This window comes from Streptomyces sp. SM11 (genome assembly GCF_002910905.1).
Taxonomy (GTDB): domain Bacteria; phylum Actinomycetota; class Actinomycetes; order Streptomycetales; family Streptomycetaceae; genus Streptomyces.
The window spans coordinates 1-4,663 of record NZ_NEUE01000090.1; the positions used below are offsets into that span (position 1 = coordinate 1).

The 4,663-nt window shown below is 72.5% G+C and carries 3 protein-coding genes and 1 pseudogene; all 4 read right to left on the reverse strand.

Features of this window, described 5'->3' with window-relative positions:
* Window positions 1-943: pseudogene (locus tag B9S58_RS05870) on the reverse strand (ATP-binding protein); the annotation flags it as partial.
* A complete protein-coding gene (locus tag B9S58_RS05875) occupies window positions 940-2,265 on the reverse strand; it encodes a cation:proton antiporter (RefSeq protein WP_103531069.1) in 1,326 nt (441 codons plus the stop codon). The gene B9S58_RS05875 and the pseudogene B9S58_RS05870, both read right to left, overlap by 4 nt.
* A 43-nt stretch (window positions 2,266-2,308) precedes the next feature.
* A complete protein-coding gene (locus B9S58_RS05880; RefSeq protein WP_146063464.1) occupies window positions 2,309-3,850 on the reverse strand; it encodes an amino acid adenylation domain-containing protein in 1,542 nt (513 codons plus the stop codon).
* Window positions 3,851-3,869: 19 nt separating this feature from the next.
* Window positions 3,870-4,663, reverse strand: a 794-nt coding sequence (locus tag B9S58_RS05885) for a thioesterase II family protein (RefSeq protein WP_146063465.1), incomplete at its 5' end; no start/stop codon positions are given.

Consider the following 4,663-nt stretch of genomic DNA (forward strand, 5'->3'; position numbering starts at 1 on the left):
GCCGCAGCGGGACCGGCACCGAGTCGACGATCAGCCGCCACAGCAGCTCGTTGGGGAAGCGGACCTGGGTACTGCCGACGGCCAGCAGGCCGGTGCTGATCGTCCGGTCCAGGATGAGCAGCAGGGCGGACGGCGGCACCTGCAGGATCGGCAGGAGATCGCCGAGCGTGCTCTCCCGGCCGAGGACGGCCGCCACCCGCAGCAGTTGGCGGCACTCGTCCGGGTACTCCAGGAGCATCGACTGCAGGAGCGCCCGCAGCCGTTGCGGGATGCGCTCCTCGACCAGTTGCGCCTCGTGGGGGCCCACCCGGAGCAGGTGCTCCTCGCGCATGCCCTCCACCAGCTCCACCAGCAGCTTCGGGTGCCCGCCCGCGCCCCTCAGCACCCGGGCCAGCGGAGCGGAGGGCGGGACCCCCAGCAGGTCGGCGGCCATCTGGAGCGAGGCCGGGGCGCGGAGCACGTCGAGGTTGATCCGCTCGGTGTGCCCGGTGGGGCAGCCGACCAGCGCGTCGGTGGTTCCCGGCCCCGTCCCGCGGCGGCGCGCCACCAGCCGGACCAGCGCCCGGCTGCCGTACGGGGCGTGCCGTCGGGCGAGCAGCGCGTCGCCCGGCTCCTCTCCCAGGAAGTGTGCGTCGTCCAGGACGATCAGCCGGGGCCGGTCGGTGGCGTCGGCTCCCGGCGGACGGGCCGCACCGGGGTGCTCGTACCGGTGGCCCGTCACGAAGCCGAGCCGCTGCGCCATGATCGCGCACTCGTCCAGGAACCTGGTCCTGCCGAAGCCGGGCGGGCCCTCGACCGTCACGAGGGCGCAGCCGCCGTCGGCGCCGAACTCCAGGGCCCGTCGTACGCGGGCCAGCTCGTCCTCGCGGCCGCGCAGCGGCAGCCGGGCCGGGGTGGGAGCGGTGAGCGCGTACACCACCTGTCCCGTGGTGGTCCCGGTCATCGGGCCGCGTCCTTTCCGGCGTGCTTCATCGGCCGCCGTGCGGGTGCCGGGGCCGGCTCGGCATCGATCGGGAACCGGGTCAGCAGGGGTCCGGTCATCAGCGTGGTGAGCAGTGCCATCACGACCATGGCGGTGAACAGCCTGGTGTCGAGGGCGCCCAGGCTCAGGCCCACGTTGAGGACGACCAGTTCGGTCAGTCCGCGCGCGTTGAGCAGGATGCCGAGGACCGTGGACTCGCGCCCGGTGGACCCGGTCAGCCGCGCCGCGCCCATCGCGCCGAGGAACTTGCCGACGCACGCCACCGCGACGGTCGCGAGGACCATGACGAGCCCCTGCGCGCCGAGCCCGGCGAGGTCCACCGAAAGCCCGGTCACGGTGAAGAACACCGGAAGCAGAAGCAGGCTGGTCTGGTCGATGCGCTCCGGCACCTCGGGGGCGGTCGCGTCGATGTGGTGGCGGGGCGCGACGGCGCCGAACAGGAACGCGCCGAACACGGCGTGCAGCCCGATCTCGTCGGTGATCCACGCACTGACCAGCAGGCCGGAACAGAGCACGACGTGGACGGTCGGGCCGTTGCCGGCCCAGCGCCGTCGCGGGGCCAGCAGCCAGGCCAGGGCCGGCCGCACCACGAAGACCAGCACGAGGCCGAAGGCCACCGCGCCGCCGGCGGTCCGCCCGAACGACCACAGGCCGCTGACGCTCACCACCGTGACGACCGCGGCCAGCACGGTCCAGGCGACCACGTCCTGGATCGCCGCGCTGACCAGGGCCACCACGCCCACCCGGTGCTTCTGCAGGCCCCGTTCGACGATGATCCGGGCGAGCACGGGAAAGGCCGTGATGGACATCGCCGCGCCGAGGAACAGCGCCGGGCCGAGCACCCCTTGCGTTCTCAGCTCGGACCGGTCGAGCCACGGGTACAGCAGTACGGCGAGCCCGGCGCCCATGGCGAACGGCAGCGCCACCGAACTGAACGAGACCAGCGCGATGCGCCTCCCGACGCCGCTCACGTGCGAAAGGCTCAGCTGATAGCCGACTCCGAACATGAAGAGCACCAGGCCCAACTGGGCGAGCACCTCCAGGTACGGGCGGGCTTCCGGGGGGAACAGCAGCCCGGGCAGATCGCCGGGCAGGAGCCCGAGCAGGCTCGGTCCCAGTGCTATCCCGGCGACGATCTCGCCCATCACCGCGGGTTGGCGGACCCGCTTGGCCGCAGCGGAGAACAGGAAGGCGGCGACGAGCACCAGGGCCACGCCCACCAGGACGGTCCCGGCGACGCCACCGCTCTCCCCCGCACTGATGGCCGGACCATGCGTCGACATGCTTGTCCTCATTCCTTCTCGAAGAAAGGGGAGCGGGCGGCGGTCAGAGGCCCCGCGCCAGCGTCCTGCGGTCGACCTTGCCGCTGGAGGTGAGCGGCAGGGAAGGCAGAGGACGTATCGACGAAGGGATCATATGGTCGGGCAGACGCACCGACAGGCTCCGCCGGATCACGGACGCCACCACCTCGGCGCCGTGCGCCGGGACGCAGAACGCCACCAGTTGCTTGATGCCTCCCGCGCCCTCCCGCACGACCACGGCCGCGTCGGCGACCTCCGGCAGGGTCCGCAGGTGCGCCTCGACCTCGCCGGTCTCCACCCGATGGCCCCGGATCTTCACCTGGTCGTCCAGCCGTCCGAGGAACTGGATGGTACCGTCCGGCCGGAGTTCGACCAGATCGCCCGTCCGGTAGATCCGCCCTCCGCCGGCCAGGCCGGGTACGGTCCGGAACCGCGCGGCGGTCGCTTCGGGCATACCCAGGTAGCCCTGCGCGAGCACCGGGCCGCCGATGCACAACTCCCCCGCCGTGCCAGGCTGTTGCGGGCGCAGGTGCTCGTCGAGAACATACGCCTCGGCGTTGGCGATGGGCCGGCCGATGCTGGGCTGGTCCGGCCACTCCCGTGGATCGCCGCCGAGTTCGAGCGAGGTCACCACGTGGGTCTCCGACGGGCCGTACTGGTTCACCAGCACCGCCCCGTCCAGGTGCTGGAACAGGGCGCGCACCGCGGGGGTCACCTGAAGCTGTTCGCCGGCCGTGACGACCTCACGGAGGGAGGCCGGCCACACGCCGACGGAGCCGGCGTGCGCCGCTATCGCCTGCAGTGCTACGAACGGCAGGAACATCCGCCGGACCGAGGCGCGGTTCAGCAGCTCGATCAGGGCCTGCCAGCTCCGGCGGGTCGCGTCGTCGGCCACCACCAGGGCCCCGCCGGACGCCCAGGTGCTGAACAGCTCCTGGAAGGACACGTCGAAGCTCAGCGCGGAGAACTGGAGGGTCCGGTCACCGGTGCCGCAGGACGACTGCTCGCACTGCCAGTCGATGAGGTTGGCCAGCGGGCCGTGGGGCATGGCCACGCCTTTGGGCGCCCCGCTGGACCCGGACGTGTAGATGACGTAGGCGAGGGTGTCCGGTCCCGCCGTCGGCGCCGTCGGCCGGGGCGCGTCACCGGCGGCGGACAGGGCGTCTTCGAGCAGGATGGCGCGGGTGCCGTCCGGCAGGGGAACGCGGTCGAGGACCGCCTTCTCGGTCAGCAGGACCGTGGCGTCGCTGTCGCGCACCATGGCCGCGAGCCGTTCGTCGGGATAGGCCGGGTCGAGCGGCACGTAGGCGCAGCCCGCCTTGAGTACGCCGAGCACCGCGACGGCGATGGCGAACCCCCGCTCGAAGAACACTCCGACCGGTTGTCCGGTGACGCCCTCCAGCCGCAACGCGTGGGCGAGCCGGTCCGCGTCACGCCCCAGCTCCTCGTAGGTGAGAGACCTGTCGCCCCGGATCACGGCGGGCAGGCCGGGATGGGACATGCGCCGCGCCTCGAAGAGTTCGTGCGCGAGCGGGGTCCTTCCGTTGGACTTCACTACCTCGTTCAATGGTTGCTCCCAGGCCGGATCAGGTTCGGGACCGCGCCGGTTCGGTCATGACCGAAGCGATCGCCGCCGCGAGCGGTTCGGCCCCGGCCGCCTCCAGGTAGAGGTGGCCGCCGGGGAACGTGAGGGTGGTGAGCGGCTGGATGCTGCGCCACTGCCACGGGTCGGTGTGCTCGTCGCCGAAGGCGTCCTGCTGCCCCCGGCAGACGACGATGCGGCTCTCGGTCACGGTCCGGGACATGGTGCGGACGAACGAGTCGCAGACGTCGAAGTCGGATCGCAGCAGGGCCACGGCGCGGTCGGCGATGTGCGGATGGCGGAGCAGCCGGGCGTCCAGCGCGTCGTACCGCGCGGCGCACTCCAGCACCTCCTCGTCGGACACGCCGGCGGTGCCGTCGGCGAACAGCGGCGAGCCGAGTTGCGGGGCCAGGTTGGCGGAGGCGAAGAGAACCTGGCAGCGCGGTCCGCCGCGCCGCTCCAGGGCCGCCGCCACGCCGAGTCCGAGGTAGGCGCCCATGCTGTGGCCGAGGATGGACAGTTCGTCGTCGGCGCCGACTTCTTCGGCCAGCAGGTCGGTCAGGTCCTGGACGGCCTCTTCCGCGGTGTGGAGGGCGGGCTCACGCCAGCGGCGGCCCCGTCCGGGAAGCTCGGCCACTACGGGCCTGATGTCGTCGGGCAACAGGTGGGTCAGCCGGCGGAACACGGCCGCCGAGCCTCCGGCATGGTGGAACAGGGCGAGCACGGTCATCGGTGCGCCTTCCTGGAAGGTGGGGGCGGCGGCTAGTTCGCGGGCGATGGCGGTGATGGTGGCCGCGT